The organism is Zestosphaera sp. (assembly GCA_038843015.1).
Classification (GTDB): Archaea; Thermoproteota; Thermoprotei_A; order Sulfolobales; family NBVN01; genus Zestomicrobium.
In genome coordinates this window covers 68,059-84,075 of the sequence record JAWBSH010000005.1, presented here as the reverse complement: position 1 = coordinate 84,075, position 16,017 = coordinate 68,059, and the positions used below count along the sequence as shown (strand labels likewise).

The 16,017-nt window shown below is 41.8% G+C and carries 15 protein-coding genes; 2 read left to right on the top strand and 13 right to left on the bottom strand.

Annotation, left to right across the window (positions count from 1 at the left end; genetic code table 11):
- The first annotated feature begins 1 nt into the window (after position 1).
- Positions 2-1,480 (top strand): hypothetical protein, encoded by a 1,479-nt coding sequence (locus tag QXL29_05035; protein MEM2283959.1) that lies wholly within the window; start codon positions 2-4, stop codon positions 1,478-1,480.
- A gap of 13 nt (positions 1,481-1,493) precedes the next feature.
- Positions 1,494-1,916 (top strand): hypothetical protein, encoded by a 423-nt coding sequence (locus QXL29_05030; GenBank protein ID MEM2283958.1) that lies wholly within the window; start codon positions 1,494-1,496, stop codon positions 1,914-1,916.
- Positions 1,917-1,996: 80 nt separating this feature from the next.
- On the opposite strand, the gene QXL29_05025 is transcribed toward QXL29_05030, so the two are convergent.
- The 13 genes from QXL29_05025 to QXL29_04965 form a co-directional block, all read right to left on the bottom strand.
- A complete protein-coding gene (locus QXL29_05025; protein MEM2283957.1) occupies positions 1,997-2,947 on the bottom strand; it encodes a hypothetical protein in 951 nt (316 codons plus the stop codon).
- Between the two features lie 2 nt (positions 2,948-2,949).
- Complete coding sequence (locus tag QXL29_05020; GenBank protein MEM2283956.1) at positions 2,950-4,440, bottom strand: complex I subunit 5 family protein; 1,491 nt, start codon at positions 4,438-4,440, stop codon at positions 2,950-2,952.
- A gap of 66 nt (positions 4,441-4,506) precedes the next feature.
- Positions 4,507-6,009 carry a proton-conducting transporter membrane subunit gene (locus tag QXL29_05015; GenBank protein MEM2283955.1) on the bottom strand — a complete coding sequence of 501 codons (1,503 nt, stop codon included), beginning with the start codon at positions 6,007-6,009 and terminating at the stop codon, positions 4,507-4,509.
- Positions 6,010-6,082: 73 nt separating this feature from the next.
- Complete coding sequence (locus QXL29_05010) at positions 6,083-6,586, bottom strand: Na+/H+ antiporter subunit E (GenBank protein MEM2283954.1); 504 nt, start codon at positions 6,584-6,586, stop codon at positions 6,083-6,085.
- Complete coding sequence (locus tag QXL29_05005; protein MEM2283953.1) at positions 6,570-6,989, bottom strand: cation:proton antiporter subunit C; 420 nt, start codon at positions 6,987-6,989, stop codon at positions 6,570-6,572. The genes QXL29_05010 and QXL29_05005 overlap by 17 nt, the downstream gene beginning before the upstream one ends.
- Positions 6,982-7,815, bottom strand: a complete 834-nt coding sequence (locus QXL29_05000) for an MnhB domain-containing protein (protein MEM2283952.1) — start codon at positions 7,813-7,815, stop codon at positions 6,982-6,984. Before QXL29_05000 ends, QXL29_05005 begins: the two co-directional genes overlap by 8 nt.
- Complete coding sequence (locus tag QXL29_04995; GenBank protein MEM2283951.1) at positions 7,812-8,060, bottom strand: hydrogenase subunit MbhD domain-containing protein; 249 nt, start codon at positions 8,058-8,060, stop codon at positions 7,812-7,814. Before QXL29_04995 ends, QXL29_05000 begins: the two co-directional genes overlap by 4 nt.
- Positions 8,061-8,411, bottom strand: a complete 351-nt coding sequence (gene mnhG / locus QXL29_04990; protein ID MEM2283950.1) for a monovalent cation/H(+) antiporter subunit G — start codon at positions 8,409-8,411, stop codon at positions 8,061-8,063.
- A gap of 2 nt (positions 8,412-8,413) precedes the next feature.
- Positions 8,414-8,689, bottom strand: a complete 276-nt coding sequence (locus QXL29_04985; protein MEM2283949.1) for a monovalent cation/H+ antiporter complex subunit F — start codon at positions 8,687-8,689, stop codon at positions 8,414-8,416.
- 634 nt (positions 8,690-9,323) lie between these two features.
- The gene (locus tag QXL29_04980; GenBank protein MEM2283948.1) at positions 9,324-10,247 is read right to left on the bottom strand and encodes an ABC transporter ATP-binding protein; all 924 of its coding nucleotides are present in this window, start codon (positions 10,245-10,247) and stop codon (positions 9,324-9,326) included.
- 1 nt (position 10,248) lies between these two features.
- Complete coding sequence (locus tag QXL29_04975; protein MEM2283947.1) at positions 10,249-13,236, bottom strand: hypothetical protein; 2,988 nt, start codon at positions 13,234-13,236, stop codon at positions 10,249-10,251.
- A gap of 168 nt (positions 13,237-13,404) precedes the next feature.
- Entirely contained in the window at positions 13,405-15,144 is a 1,740-nt protein-coding gene (gene aspS, locus QXL29_04970) for an aspartate--tRNA ligase (GenBank protein MEM2283946.1), read from the bottom strand.
- 159 nt (positions 15,145-15,303) lie between these two features.
- Positions 15,304-16,017 carry an ABC transporter ATP-binding protein gene (locus tag QXL29_04965; protein ID MEM2283945.1) on the bottom strand — a complete coding sequence of 238 codons (714 nt, stop codon included), beginning with the start codon at positions 16,015-16,017 and terminating at the stop codon, positions 15,304-15,306.

Below are 16,017 nucleotides of genomic sequence, written 5' to 3'. Positions count from 1 at the left end.
GGTGGAAGTATACAAGCTTAGGTGCACTAATTGTGGAGCGCCACTCCCGGAACCTAAGCAGGGCGATAGCTGGATTAAGTGCGAGTATTGTGGTTACACGAATAAAATCGTGGACGCGTCAAAATATGTTGAGAATCTGAAGCGGGAGCTAGAGAAATGGATTAGGGAGATATTACCTCCATCAGTTATCACATCAACTACTGTTGATGTCGCGGCCAGGTACCAGATCTTCCAGAACTTAATAAAACCTAAGGTTAGCTTAACTCGTGCAAACGTGCGTGCTAAGTATCTACAGCAACTCTCTCAGCCAATAACGCCGTTTATTACGGCAAAACTAGTCTTAAGCGACGATTCTAAACGATTCTTTGAAGAAGCTTTAAAGATAGAGAGTCTCAAAGACTTTGCAGTCGCTGAGGAAGACCAGAAGCTACTTAGTGAAACACTATTGTATGAGAATCTCACGGCGTACTTAGCTAACATGTTTAGGGCTTTAAGCAATAATGATTCTAGAACTGCTCTTAAGAATTGTGAGGAGGCACTTCAAGTAATACCTGAGTTGCCTGAGTATTCGTTGGTTAAGGAGAGGCTGAAAGCAGTACATTCTATGCTTAGCGCCATAAACGAGTTATGGAATAGGAACACGTCAGCTTCTCTCACACTAATAAATAATTCGGTAAGCTTATACAACTCACTACTGCAGAAAATTTCTGGTAAAGCAGTCCCTGAAGCCAATCCAGGGATACTTGAGGCAGAGAAACTGTGTGCTGAGTCTCTAGCAAACGTGATAGAAACAGCACACAGGCTCTTTACCGTCGGTGAAGACCCTCTGAAAATGATGGAGTGGTTTGAGAAGTACGTACCCCTCTTTAATAGGGTGAGAGAAACGCACAAGAGACCTATCCAAGACTTGCTTGAAATCACTACACGCGTTAAAGAAGTTGTCTACAGCAAGACCGGATTTAGCGAGTTGAACGTGGTGCGGGGTCAGGGAACCTACTACATTCCTTACTATATTGTTGAGGCGAGATTCTCTTACGTGAAGGGCTTCTTACTTAAGAAGGGCGCTGAGTCGTCAATAAAGCTGATGATTGCTGGCGCCGCACCAGTTATTGAGGGGCCAGTGCTTGACGTGCTCGGGGTGAGTGCTGGCAGACCAATACCGCCCGACAGGGTTGAGGAAGCCCCAGCTCTAAAATTCATTAATGAACTCCTTTCTAGGAAGGTTAAAGCGAGCATCCCCTCACGTGCTAAAACAGTGCCGCCGCTGATAGCTTCAGTACTTGTAGAGAAGTTAGCTGATTCGTACATAATGAATGCTAACAATTACTATAGAGGCAAGATAACATTCGCGTCAACAAGTGTGAGTGAACTCATATACCTTCCATTCACAGAAGTTGATAAAAAGACACTAGATTTTGAGGGTAGGTTGAGGGTTAAGTTAAACACAGACTTAAACGCTCTCGAGTCTTTAATAATATAGGTGGTGTACAAAAATGAACTCACTAGAATTAATTAATCTGCTCATAGCTTCAGTAGCCACGTTATTAATTGCCTTCCTCACCTTCAAACACGTTAAGATATCAACGAGTTTCAGAGACTTCACAATACTTGTAGTATCTCTCATATGTGCTATAGCCGTAACTATGACGCCCCCTCTAAATGAGGTCCCCCTACTTCCATGGATAATCATACTGTACGTCAATGGAGTGTGGTTTTACGGAGCTGAGCCTAAGACACCTCCTAAGAAGATATTCACTACGAGTCCTGCAGTAACGAGAGTCTTCTTAGGGTTATTACTGCTCGTAATTGCTTCATGGCTTTCTATGTCAGGCTATAATTTGGGTATAGCTTTAATAATTATCTTGATTTACGCGTTGCTCGGCGCTTACAAGGAGAGGGAGTTAATGAGGGCATAATACCTTAAAATAACTAGCAGGACGAAATGAGGTTAAATCAGGAAGACAAGGCTTTCCTGTGTAATTCTTTATTTTTATGCTTACGAACTTATCACTACTATGTAGATTAATAGCGCAGTTAGCACAAACATACTGACTAAGAGTAATAGTAGAGTAAAGTTGTGCTCCATGGCATACTGTAGTTTTTCTATTGCTAAGGATATTCTACGGAGTTTCTCAGTCATCCTGTGCTCTAACTCAGTAAAGAACTTCGTTGTTGAGTTCATTACGGATATAAACTTGTATAACTGAGTGTCAAGGCATCCCCCTACCTCAGACAAGGCGCCTACTTTCCTGTCGAGGTCTATTCTCTCAAAACCTATGTAGTGTTTCAGAGACCTCACTTTGTTGCTAAGTATCTCAATAGTCATAAAAACTCTAGTCCTGCCGCTAGTCGCAACGCACTTTGATTTTATATATAGCTCCACTAATGCGTTAATTTTTGATTGAATAGATGATGTCACACTCATTAAGTAGCTTACAATCCCTTTATTCTTTAGTGTTTTACTATATGATAAGAACATCGCGAAGGCGGCGAAAGGTATGGCAATCACTGCAGGCATCCAGTGCATGCCCTCCTCTGTGGTAGTCCAGGCAAATGACGCTATGACGTAATACAGAGCTCCTACCTCTACATATTTAATCTTGCGCTCATTAACGTTGGGGTTAGTACTATACATTATTAGAATTGACGTGTACGTTACTATATACATAATTAAGTTTGTAGCTACGCTGTAGCTTAGGTGCGTAGAGTAAAATAGTATGAGTAGCGTGAACACTGTTGCGGCAAACACTACAGCTGTTTGTATACCTTGAATTACGGCATTGAGCGCTACTAGTACTATAGCTATCTTAAATCCTCCCTCAAGAGAAACTATATCCTTGGTAATAATTCCGTAAGTCGTTGTAGCTATAATCGATAATAGTATGAATACATAGAAGAAGTTCCTTACGCTATTAACGTATTGCTCGCTCAATTTCTGCTCTTTCATAGCTATGCTGACCTCTCCTTACTAAGACCTTTAGTCATTGTATACATAGTTGCTCCAAGCACTATAAATAGTATTGTAGAGATTAACAGCGTCGTGAACATTTTCTTTAAGAGTTCTAGTTCTATATATCCTGTATATTTAATTACTAGGAGTGCCGCAACGAACAAGTAAATCGATAGTGAGGAAGCTAAGACATAGTGCTGTAAGCTTAATACACTCTTACTTCTTTCAATGTCTTCAATGCTTGGCACTTTTGCATCTCCCCTATAATGAGATTTTAGGTAGACCACGTTGTAGATTATTGAAAGAGCCACCTTTATAGACGCTATAACTAGCATTGCTAAGTACACCCAAGATTTAGCTAAGTACTTCGATATTGCTGTGAATAAGAATACTTTAGCTATGAATCCTGTTGAGGGGGGCATTCCTAATATGGCTAAAATAGTTGACAGGATGGCTATAGATTCTAGTGGGACTACCTTACTCATGTATCCCAGTCTCTCAATATATCTCTCGTGCGTAACAAGCTCTATGAGTCCTGAGTCCAAGAACATCGTTACTTTGTAGAAGGAATGAGCGACTGTATAGAGTATTGTAGCTTCCACGAATACTCTATCCATGGTTAAGAAGTACAGAGCCAGTGCGGCCGTGATTAAGGCTGTGTTAGATGTCGTGCTGTAAGCGAGTAACCTCTTTATATCGCGCTGAAGAGAGGCTTGGAGGGCCCCGTAAACTACTGTTAAGAAGCCTGAAAACAGCATCGTGTAGGCGGCTAGCGACGTGTCGATTCGGTAGAAGCTGATGAGGTATAGGCCGTAGATGCCCATCTTAACCATAAGTCCTGAGAGGAGTGCTGAAGCTGGTGCTGGAGCTATGCTATGCGCATCAGGTAGCCAGAAATGTAAAGGGAATATAGCTGCTTTAGAAAAGAACCCAACTATAACCATTATTAAGATAGCTGGATTCGTAAGATTAACAAACGTTTCTCTTATCGGCACAGTGAACGCTTCTTCGAAACCCACTAACGCTAAAATTATGAATAAGGCAATATCGGTTGGAATCATCGAGAATAAAAGGTATTTTACTGCAGCATATAGAGCGACTACATCACCTCTTGCCATATAATCGTACGCTATAAGGAAGAAGCCTAGAAGTTCGGTAAGAAGCCAAAAAGTTATGAACTCTATTAGATACTGTGAAGCAAACACCAAGATCATAGACACTACGAATAAATCTAGTAGAGGCACTAGATTAGTATTCCCGTATTTAAGGATAGAGTACTTCACAGAATAACCTGAGATCACGACTCCTACGATTATGCAAGTTAGCAGTATTAAGCTACTGAATAAGTCAGAGAAGGATATGTTTAAGCTAAGTAATGCAAAACCTATAACGCGTATTACAATACCGTAGACTCTAAACCTGGGAGTTAAGACACTCCCAGCAAAGATAAACGCTAACGGTACTGCGATGGTGGCTAAGCTACTGTACATTCTGATCCACTCTTAATACTTCAACACACCCTTTATAACTATGTTCGTCAGCTTAATTTGCATACATTAAGGTATTACAGTCTTGATGTACGTCCAGCTATCTAACACACCGTAACCGAATTCAACAACCTTATCCCTAAGAGTATCATATACTGTGAGCCCTATGCCGAGCCCAAGACACGCCATAAGTATAGACGCTAGTATGAAGATAGAGGCTACTACAGCTATATCGTGTTTACTACCTGAATCATTCAAGTTATTAGTGCTCCTATACTTCTGCAAGATCTTCATTAACGTGCTGAAGTATCCTATAGCACAAAGACCCGTTGATGCCAGCACTGCTATAGCAGCTACAGTCATGCCAGCTTTCACAAGACCTAAAACTAAAAGAGCTTTACTCCAGAAACCTGGAACGATAGGTATTACCCCGAAGAGGTTAATGAGCCCCACAATTAGTGTGACTCGTGCTAAAGAAAGTATAATTTTACGCTTACCCCCCTTAACAGGATTACTCGAATAATACTTTAGTATACCTACGCTGTAAAGCACAGAAGCATCGCCGAGTCCGTTAACTACGAGGTGCAGGATTGATCCAGACAAGCCCTCTGCTGTGCCAGACGCTACCCCAAGTAGAGATAAACTAAATTGAGAAATAGAGCTGTAGGCGATTAGTTTCCTGATAGTCCTTTGGTTTGCTACAAGCATAGACGCAATAACTGCTGACACAGTTCCTAAGAAAAAGAGCACACCTAACATCGTAGCTCTAAAGTCGCTAATGAGACTGCCTTCCGAGAAAACTAGGTAGTAGAGTCGTACTATCCCGTAAATGCCTAAGATGTCAGCTGAAGTCGTGAATAAGACTATTGCTGGGAGAGGTGCAGCTAAGTATGCTTCTGGAAGCCAGAAATGATTTGGTATTATACCTGATTTGAATAAGAAAATCCACGTTATGAGCGCTAAGGAAATCTTAGAGGGTAACAAAATATCTCCGAAAACGCCTCCTGAAAACTCAACTTCTAAATTTACGTTACGGCTCTTTAAAGCAATATCAGCAATATTCAGGGTCCCGTAAGAACCGTACAATATGAAACACGCTAGAAGTAGGAAAGAAGTTATGGCTGTCCCTGCGATGCCGTAAATTATAGCAGCTCTTACAGCTTTCCTCCCCCTGTAAAACCCTGTTAAAGCATATGAAGACATCGCGGCAAGTTCAATAGATACATAGAAATTGAATACGTCACCCGTGAAAAGACAGCCGTAGACGCCGGCCATGAGGAGGTAAATTAGAGAATATAGTAGATACTTATGCTCACTGCTCTCAAACACTACCACGTAAACTACTGTTAAAACGAGAGCGAAAGATACGGACACTGCTAGAAAAGAATTGAACTGATCGAAAACATACACGACACCTAGAGGCGCGGGGAATCCACCAAACCTATATACAGCAACGCCAACACTCTCAATGACCATAAATAACCTTAACGCGATAGTGAATATTATTATGCTTCCCAGAAGAGCTATTAAGTTACTGAGTTTCTTATTAGCGACCATTGAAGTAAGAGGCACTAAAGCTGCTAGCATAAGGCATATGAACGGTATTAAACTGGGTTCAGGACTGTGCATTTCTCATCCCTTAGAGTCACTCAAATATTTTCTTAGCTAGCATCTCGAACTCTCCTATGATTTCCTTCTTAATTTCTTCAACACTCCCGTGCTTGGCCGTAAGCCAGTGAACATATAGGGTACTTCTGTCTTTATCAAAGTCTACAGCTATTGTACCCGGCGCATTCGTTATGGTCAATGCTACTATCGAAACTCCGTAGTCTGAGTTTAACTCTAGAGGCACCTCAACTATATCTGGATTTACAGAGATACTTCTACTTAAAATAACTTTAGCAATCTTGAGGTGGTCAGTTATTTCTACGGCAATAAAGTGATACAGGTACTCAAATACGTAGATTAGCCTACCCACATCTCGTGGAAAAAGTTTTCTCTTGATGATTATGCCGTCGAACGCTACTGCAATTATCAAGGATATTGCCAGACCTGCAACTATCGTTAACTCTGTTAATATGCCAGTAAACATAGTGTATAAAATAAAAGAAGTTATCATTATGATGATTTTATTAAACATCCTCTTCATGCTCTCCTACCTCTACGGCTACTCTTATATCTAAGGTCTGATAATACTTGTAGTAGAGAAGAGCTAGACTCAAGAGGAACGTAATAACGGAAAACCCTATAACTATAGCTGTAATTACAAATGCTTGAGGCAAGGGATCTACGCTAACCTCTGCAAACTTCAGTAAATCTTGTGGGTTTCTAGGCTCTGTCTCTAGTATTGGTGGTGAAGGATACCCGTCCACAACTCTGAATCCTATAGCTATAGAGAACATGTTAATAGAATCAGAGAATATTGTTAAAGCTAAGATTTTCTTAACTAAGTTGTGTTTTGCAAATATGCCGTACGTGGCTATGGCAATGTTTATAACAAATGTCGTCACAGCTACGGAGAAAGCCAGAGTTAGTAGGTCTAGATTATTCATTAAGTCCACCCACGTGGCTACTCTTATCGCCTTCGTAGACTAATATAGTAAGTATAGCGTACGTAATGGCTGAAGCGACGGTAATGGTTTCAAGAACGTTGAAGATGAATACGGTGCCGGCTAAAGGAGTCGTGAAAAATTTAGAGGGCATCGAGAAGACTGAGTCCTCTTTAACTTGATTCTGCAATATGTATGCGTATCCGAAGCCCAAAACTATCAACACGAGAGGAACTAACGCAATAATAAGTATCGTCATTAGCGCCGCGTACCTAATCTTAAGCATAAGTTCCCTGCTAATACCTAGTCTATACAGAAACTGAAGAGAAAATGCTATAATAATTAATGATGCTGTGACGGCAATAGCTGATCCTGCCTGAAATCCTCCGCCAGGCGTTAGATGACCGTGTATAGATAGAGATGCTGAACCAATAAGCGTGAGTATCACAACTATCTTGGTCGAAGACTTCACGATAATCGACATGCCTCGACCTCTAGACTCTCTCGCATCTGTTATACCCCGAAGAATAGTTGCCACACCTGTTATGGCCGCCATGAGTACAGCAGTTTCAAATATGGTGTCTATCCCTCTATAGTCCCATATTACCGCGGACACTGCGTTAAGTGAATATGAGGTTAGGGTGGTGTTCCATGGGTTGTAGGCGTTCACTACTATTGAACGCGCTAACCCTCTCAGGGTTCTAGGAGGTAATATGCCTAGACCACCAATATTCAGAACCATAGCTAACGCGAGTGTTAGTATAGCCAATGACATTGCTACGAGTATGTCTCTCTTCCTGTACCTCATTCTAATTCTTCTTGAATTCATTCTTCAAGCCTCTTAGATTTCTTGAGGACTATAATAACTATGATTGGGAGAAGTATAGACGACACAGGTATGTATGCTAGCACAACGTCCGCGGCTAGCAAGATATAGTATATTAACGTATAGAGTATTCCAATGAAAGCAATGTAAATTGTAGCTAAGAGCAGGTCTTTTTCAATGACTGTTAAGTAAGCCATGATTACGGAGAGCATAGACGCTATTAAAACGATCAAGATAGGTATTAACATTTAAGCACCCTCAACTCTGTCTCGATTACCCTTCTTCCTACTTATATAAGCTGCTCTTACGATCGCGTGAGTCCCAGAAGGGACAATTATGAGTAACAACAAAGCTGTAATAACACATAAACCTGCTAGATACAATCTACTTAAGCCAAGTTCTGTAAAGCTTAGAGATATTAAAGCTATGCCTAATAAAGGTAAGACCGCGCCTCCCACAGCAGCCACAGTTGCAGCATGCGCCCTAGTAAAGAAATCAGGCATCCTCGTAATACCTATGGCTCCTACAATCTCAAAAAAACCTCCGAGTAGTAAAAAGAATGCACCACAATACTTAATTATCTCTATAATAACCTCCACAACTACTCACCTATATCCTCAAACTCTACATACTTAGATACGTAGAGGTCTAGTGCATAAGCCCATAAAGCTATTAAAGCCATAGGAAAAGCTATGAGGTATCTCCCAGTATAGAGAACTATTAAAGCCATAAATACTGTGAGGTCGCAACTTAAAGCGTCAACAGCTATAACTCTATCAAATATTGTGGGTCCTTTCAATACTCTCAACAAGAATAAAACCATGGATGTCATGTATATAACTATGGTGACTTCAAGTATTTGATGTATACTAAGCACTATCCCAACCTCCATCAGTAAATGATAGCCCAATACTTATAAAGTTGCAAAGTTGTGATGTCTCGTACATCATTATAGTTCAACCGAAAGTAGGCCTCTTTCATAATTCTAGCAGTATAGATGATCACTTAGGTTTAGCACGAACATCTTTGCCTTTCTGCTGTGAGAGGATCTTATCTAATGTGAGGGAGATTTGTAGTGGGTAGATAAGGGGTTCAGCTCTTGTGTTGGTTTCATTGCCTTATTTCTTTTTCCGTTTCCCGTCCTAGGTTTTTCTAGGGCGAGTTGTGCCTCCTACCCCGCGGTTCACTGTGGCTACTAGCTACTCCACGCGAGGGTCATGGACACCCTTCGAGCCCAACAGCACGAGACTCACATCTAATTCTATCTTTAGGGTAGCTTGAAGTATCTCTCATCATGAGAAAATCCTGCAAAACCCTTATAAACTAACACACTAAAACAGTTGCGTACCTTCACGTCTTGAGTAACTTGGGGAGAGCCATTCTACAGGGCTTTCAAACCATCATCAAACTACTCCCGCACATGAAGCACCAAAGACAATTACAAGCGTTTCCATCTACATCAACTGATATGAGACTCGAGACAATTACATCGAGGCTTTAGTTGTGAGTTTTTAGGAACTGCCTATGGAAGTCAGCAGTTCTGTTAAAGCTTCTTTCATGAGTCTAAGCTTTGTTGCTTTTGAGTAGAATTCTTCAGCCGACAACATATTTTTTCTAAACATCTCTTCAGTCTCTCTTATTTCTTTTTCTATGTTTGCTATCTTAACTTTTATTATTTCTGAGAGAGTTGCTGAGGCTTCTCGTGGCGCACTGCTTACGACGCTTTTTTCTAGGTCTATAGGCTTTGCCTCACCTACTAGTCTGCCGTCTTCTAGTCTTAGTATTCTGTCTGTGTTGACGGCTACTCTAGGGTCGTGTGTAGCCAAGATTACTGTCTTGCCGTAGTCTCTAGCCAGTCCGACGAGCACGTCAACGACTTTCTTAGCGTTTTGTGAGTCGAGCTCGGCTGTAGGCTCGTCAGCTGCGATTAGTGAGGGGTCGTTAGCTAGCGCCACAGCTATAGCTACCCTTTGTTGCTCACCACCACTCAGCTCTTCAGGATACCTGCTAGCCTTATCTCCTAGTCCGACTAACTTTAGTAGCTCGTGAGCTCTCTTAACTGATTCCTGTCTGCTGAGGCCCGCCATCTGTGCAGGGAGCATTACGTTCTCTAAAGCGGTCAGAGTAGGTATCAAGTTGAGTGCTTGAAAGACGAAGCCAACATTCATTAACCTATACTTATCTAGCTCAACACCCTTAAGTTCGTGAACTTTAATCTTACCTACATTTACTTGACCGCCTGTCGGCGTATCAATACCTCCTATCAAGTTCAAGAGTGTTGTCTTACCAGAGCCTGAAGGACCCATTACGCACGTCAGCGTTCCCGGCGCGAACGATGCAGTGACTCCCTTAAGTGCTTGTACCTCACCACCCTTATACTTGTATATCTTTACTAAGTCTCTCACCTCAACCACAACACCAGACTTCACGAACACATTACCTCACCTCAATAAACCTCTCCCTTACCTGACCCCTATACACTAGCTGAATAGTCAAGATAGGTATTAAAGGAATTAAAACAGACGTAAGAAGAATCGCTGATGTCAAGACTGGCGACACTACAACCCTCAAAACACCTAAGCCAAGCTGAAGCCCCTTGAGACCTAAAAGCTGAGAAAACAAGTAAGTCAGTGAGGCTCCAAGCCCTCCAGGCGAAATATAAGTGTTTAAATCACTTAATCCTAACGTCAGACCTATCACAACACCTATAATTACTGAAGTAACTATAACAGTAAACCAGTACAAACTATTGAGTTTAAGCATTCCGGAAGGAGTTAAGCCCCTGACTCTCATTAAGAGAGCTGTTTTGCCGGTCTCCAGAGCTACCACATAAGCAACTACTACTGCAATCCCTCCTGACAACAGCATGAAGACTAAGTAAGTTTCTGAGGAGCCTCCTGTAGAAGTAATTAAAGACCTGACTATCTTGACTAGGGGGTCATTCTTTAAGTCCTCTAAAGACTTAACCAGCGTAAAACCCTCGCTAATTAACTCTTCCGTAGTTGAGTTGCTAAAGCTGTAAACGTAGATAGTGAGCCCCGTGTAATTCACTCCTACTTCTGGTCCAGGAACTGCGTATAGGCTTTCAGTCAAGTTAGGCATGTCTAGTATCCAGTCGCCAGCAACTAGAGCCGGACTTCCCCGCATTAAGTACATGCTAGGCCCGCCGGGAAAGCCAGACCACGCATCAATTACTTCAGGAGAGAATACTGCAGAAGAGTATGGGTAAGGTCTTATGAGAGATACACTCACGTTTCGGAGGTCTACGCTAGCTGATGCAATAAATGTTGTTAATTCTCGAACGACAACAACCTTACCCTCTGACGAAACCTCATTAATGGAATTACTGAGATTTCCTCTTAAGCTCCACTCATTATACCAGTAAGTGTTTTGCAGGAATGTGTTCGGATTTAACACTATTACTAGAGGCACCGTGCCAGAGTAGGATTCTGAACCAACCTTAACAGAACTCCAGATAGAAAATACTAGAACACTTGACGCGCCATCATAGCTCTTACTGAGTACCTCGAGTACGTCGGGACTGGTGTTGAGCGACTCGCGCAGAGTTGTGTTAGAGGTTAAGGAGACTTTTAAGTCTTTCTTAAGTAGGAACTCTGATCCTACTGACGCCCTAGTAGCCGAGTCTACTAGGGAATTCATTGAGTAACTATATAGTATTGACTGAGTCATGATGCTAGTAGAAAATGCTAGTAACATTAATATAGGAGTTACTCTCCTCCTAATAGTCAAGGCTATGCTCTTACTAGGTAGCGCGAGACTAGACTTACTGAGTACGGACTTATGTAGGAAGTCCCAGAATTTCTCATGGTTAATCATGTAGAGTTTTATGAAGCCGTAAGCAGCTACTGCAGGAGCGAAAGGCTTTAGTAAGGACTCGAACATAGCTATTATAGCTAGCACAACTATTAAAGCCACGTTAGCTCCTCCTGGAGTACCAATCAAGGACGTGGTCAAGAGTCTCGTGGCCGAGTAGTTTGTTATGCCTGTGACGATAAAGTATAGGCCAACTCCTACAGAAAACCAGCCGAAACCCCCCATCTTCGCAGGCTCTAGTAAGCTCTCAGGTATTAAGGTAGTCTTGAGAGTCTCGGAAGGAGATATGCTAGAAGCCACGCGAGAGATTCTTCGAGTCAAGATTAGCAACTCTATTACGAGTAGGATAGCTAGCATGATTAGTATCGTTGGGTCGGTCAGCACTTGCATCGGATTATAGAGCCTAAAGTAGGAAATCGCTAGTAAGTAGCTAATTAGCAAGCCCAGGCAGAGACCACTTACAAGAGAAAGTAGCAAGACACTGTAAAACCACTTCCTAACAACCGCCTGAGAAATTCCTCTAACACGCATTAAGCCGAAGACTCTCCTAACACTGAGGACTAACATCTCAGATATAGGTTGTAACACTACGATCAGAGCCACAAACGCTGGCAAAACACCGGTGACAGAGCTTACTCTAAAAGCTGTTTCGATGACTTGATAACCACTTAGTATTTCCTGAAGTGGCGCGTTAGTTAGCCTAACTAAATTGAGGGAGCTCCTCAAGTCATTAGCTACTGCTCCAGCATTCTCTAGACTCCCCTGTATTGAGGCTGGGTTGAAGTAAGACTCGGTCTTTAAGTCTATAAACACTAGAACGTCTACGGTGTAGTACTCAACGCTAATGTTTAAGATCTTCAACCTATCATTGATTGTGTTCAGATGACTCATGCCAATTTTCTCAAACGTGCTCGAGTCCCATATTATGGGGCTCTTCAGAACTGTCAAAGGATTGTAAGCAACGCACGAACGATAAAATTGCGTAGTGTAGTACTCGAGACAATGGATCTGGCGTAGCTCATCAAGCATGTCACTAAGCTCTCTCGAATATTCTGTGGTGTAGTTAAGTCCATTAAAGAGCAGGTTAAATAGACTAGCCTTAGTTGCGTTAGCCTCATCAACCATGTCGACAATAATGCTTGAGAGGTTCTCTACTACATAACTGCTTAAAGCAACATCTTGCGAGACACCTATGTCACTAAGCTTAACACCATATAAAACGAGCACGGGCAAATTCGCGAGAGCCTCAACTACGCGGAAAATGATGGGATTACTGACTGTACTTAAGTCTGAGTAATTGACATATAGATTAACTACTTGAATAATCAAGTAATTCGAGATTCTCAAATCACTAGATAATCCTTCGAGAATTTCTTTTGACGCCTTGACTCCCTCGTTGACAGGAACATACTCTGTAGGTCGTTCTCCAGGCTTGTAACCCAACTGAAGAGGAAAACCATACTTAGAACCAGATAACTCCCACTTAGCTAACTCACTAATGTTGCTCATGATATTCGCAATCAAAGAAGTAGCTGATAAGAAAACAGTAGTAACAGATAAAACAGTAAACGTTATTAGTACCACACCCACTATAGGCAAAGGACTTCTAAGAAAAGGCTTCAACGTCTATACACCCCCACTCTTCTAAACTATTTAATCAGAAGCTTCTAATATATTTGAGTTTATTTCCTTACAAGATATAATCTTATTAATCCACGTTTACTAGCTCGGGAGAAACTCTCCGCTAGAATTCTAGACCTAGACGTTTATTTTAAGCCACTTAATCTCTCTTAAGTGTTCTTCGGGCGGCTTGCCCGGTGCTCCAGTCATGGGGTCCATCATTTCTTTGTTCTTGGGGAATGCTATGACTTCTCTAATGGACTCGTAACCTAACATTACTGCGACTAGCCGGTCAAGACCTATAGCTATCCCGCCGTGTGGTGGTGCACCGTACTCGAGCGCTTCTAATAGGAAGCCGTACCTATCATACATTTCTTCAGTAGTTAAGCCAAGCATCTTGAGTATCTTTTCTTGGAGTTCTCTATTATTTATTCTTATACTCCCGCCACCCACTTCATAACCGTTTAAAACTAGGTCGTAAGATAAGGCTATCACTTTAAGTGGGTCTGTATCAAGCTTTGGTATGTCCTCAGGTCTTGGCGCTGTGAATGGGTGATGCATCGACACTAGAACTCCCTCCTCGTTAACCTCAAAGAGTGGGAAGTCTATTATCCATAACATTGCGTAGTCGTCTTTTCTTGCTAGCTCTAGGTACTTACCTAAAGAGTTTCTTAAAGTCCCTAAAGCCTCTGAAGCCTTCACGTAGTCACCAACAGAGATCACGGCAGCTTCATCTATTCCTAGATTCAGCGACATCATTAACTCAGTCTCTACTTCTCTGACATTACTTACGAGAGAGCCTGCACTCTTGATAAGGTAATAATGCCTCGTGCCGTTCTCGTGAGTTAAGACTTCTCCAATAAATTCTCTTACTGCCTCAGGTTTCTTACCCCTTAACTCGAATCGTAAGACCCTTACGGCTTCGTTAGGTCTTGCTTTTAGGGCGGTCCTCAGGTTCTCATCACCGTCTTCAAGATAATTCTCAAATCTTATGTCAGGCTTGTCTATCCCATATTTCTTTAATGCTTCGAAATACGTGAGTCTAGGTAGTGGTCTAGGCAACTCTTTCTTCATTGTTTTACTAAATACTTCAAGCATTAAGTCCTCTACAGTATTCATTACGTCTTCTCTAGTAACGAAAGACATCTCGATATCTAATTGCGTGAATTCTGGTTGTCTATCGGCTCTAGGGTCCTCGTCTCTGAAGCACCTGGCAAACTGGTAGTATCTCTCAAAACCTGCTATCATCAGGAGTTGCTTGAATAACTGTGGTGACTGAGTTAGAGCGTAAAACTTTCCTGGGTAGAGCCTGCTAGGAACTAGGAAATCTCTAGCTCCTTCTGGGGTGCTCCTGGCTAAGTAGGGTGTCTCAACTTCTATAAATCCTTTCGAATCTAGTGAGTTCCTAAGAACTCTGACTAACTCTGCCCTGAAAAACAAGTTGTATTGCATCTCAGGCCTCCTAAGATCTAAGTACCTATACTTTAACCTCATAGTCTCTGACGTAGTCTTCATTAACTCACGATCAAAAATTGGTAGAGGGAGTGATTTAGCTTTGTTAAGAATGACTAACTCTTTTAGCTCAACCTCGACCTCACCCGTAGGTAGCTCAGGATTTACTTGAGCAGGCGGTCTAGCCCTCACAACACCTCTCACAGCAACAACTGTTTCAGGAGTTAATGCCTCCACAGCTTCGTAGTAAGGATTCTTAGAACTCACAACAACTTGAATAACGCCAGTCCTGTCTCTAACTAAAATGAAAGATATTTTGCCGATTTTACGTATTGTGTGAACCCACCCGTTCAAGACAACTTCACTACCTATATGCTCTTTCCGTAACTCACCACACCAGTGAGTCCTTCTAGGAAACGCAAACACGTCAACGCACCAATTACCTTAGTCTACTAAGTAATATAAGAATTTCAAGAGGAGATTAACTAAATTAGAGCCATAAAACTAACTTAGTCGAGAAATCTTCAATAACTAGTACAGAAATAGATTAAAGAGGCTGAGTCATCTTTGAAAGGAAACTTGGTTTCAGGACTTTGCTCCCATGAAGAATAGTTTCTCGATATCTACTTTTCTTAAGTCTTCAGCTAACGCTTCCTTGATTATCCTTCCACTCACTAAGACGTATCCCTTATCAGCTATTTCAAGAGCTCTCCTAACGTTCTGCTCTACTAGTAGTATAGTGACTCCCCTACTATCTCTAATTTCTTTTATTTTCTTCATTAATGTCGCGCCTGCCTTTGGCGATAGTCCTGCTGTTGGCTCGTCTAGTAATAACATCTTAGGCTTAGACATTAAGGCTCTAGCTACTGCAAGCATCTGTCTCTCGCCACCGCTCAAGGTCTTAGCTTTCTGATTTTTCCTTCTCTCTATTTCAGGAAATATGTTGAACACTTCTTCTATGTCGTTCTTTATTGCAGGGTCATTACCTCTAATGTAGGAGCCCATCTGCAGGTTCTCCAAGACTGTAAGGTTAGGGAAGACGTTATCTAGCTGTGGTGCGTAGCTGATCCCCATCCTTACTATGTCGTGTGGGCTCATCTTATGTATTGGAGTGCCCTCAAAAGTTATCTCTCCTTCATGGATTGTTGCTAGACCGTATATAGAGTTCAAGAGTGTAGTCTTTCCTGCTCCGTTAGGACCTAAGACAGCTACTATCTCACCTTCCTTAACATATATGTTTACGTCCTGCAATACTATCATTTTTCCGTAGCCAGACTTTAGATTATTTACTTTCAGCAT

Excerpts from the sequence above, each read along its gene's own strand:
- QXL29_05010 (MEM2283954.1), bottom strand. The coding sequence starts at position 6,586 with ATGAAGAGGATGTTTAATAAAATCATCATAATGATAACTTCTTTTATT.
- QXL29_04965 (MEM2283945.1), bottom strand. The coding sequence starts at position 16,017 with ATGCTGAAAGTAAATAATCTAAAGTCTGGCTACGGAAAAATGATAGTA.
- QXL29_05030 (MEM2283958.1), top strand. The coding sequence starts at position 1,494 with ATGAACTCACTAGAATTAATTAATCTGCTCATAGCTTCAGTAGCCACG.
- QXL29_05025 (MEM2283957.1), bottom strand. The coding sequence starts at position 2,947 with ATGAAAGAGCAGAAATTGAGCGAGCAATACGTTAATAGCGTAAGGAAC.
- QXL29_04995 (MEM2283951.1), bottom strand. The coding sequence starts at position 8,060 with ATGTTAATACCTATCTTGATCGTTTTAATAGCGTCTATGCTCTCCGTA.
- QXL29_05005 (MEM2283953.1), bottom strand. The coding sequence starts at position 6,989 with ATGAATAATCTAGACCTACTAACTCTGGCTTTCTCCGTAGCTGTGACG.
- QXL29_05020 (MEM2283956.1), bottom strand. The coding sequence starts at position 4,440 with ATGTACAGTAGCTTAGCCACCATCGCAGTACCGTTAGCGTTTATCTTT.
- QXL29_05000 (MEM2283952.1), bottom strand. The coding sequence starts at position 7,815 with ATGAATTCAAGAAGAATTAGAATGAGGTACAGGAAGAGAGACATACTC.